A 223-nucleotide genomic window follows, 5' to 3' on the forward strand; every position below is an offset into this window, starting at 1 on the left:
CGAGAAACTCGCCCGGCGTCTCGAGGAGGGTCGCTGAGCATGCGCCTTCGCCTCTCGCCGGGCATGGTGATCGACGGGTTCACGCTCAAGGAGCATCTGGGCACCGGCGGACTGGCCCAGATCTGGTCGGTGGAGCGGGAGGACGACCCGACCCCGCTCGTCATGAAGTTTCCCATGCTCATCGACAGCGACGATCCGATCCCCATCGTCTGCTTCGAGACCG

At 65.5% G+C, this 223-nt stretch carries 1 pseudogene; it reads left to right on the forward strand.

Going from position 1 to position 223, the window contains the following annotated elements:
- Nucleotides 1-39 precede the first annotated feature (39 nt).
- Nucleotides 40-223: pseudogene (locus tag E4K09_RS02450) on the forward strand (serine/threonine protein kinase); the annotation flags it as partial.

The organism is Microvirga pakistanensis (assembly GCF_004458765.1).
GTDB classification, from domain to species: Bacteria; Pseudomonadota; Alphaproteobacteria; order Rhizobiales; family Beijerinckiaceae; genus Microvirga; species Microvirga pakistanensis.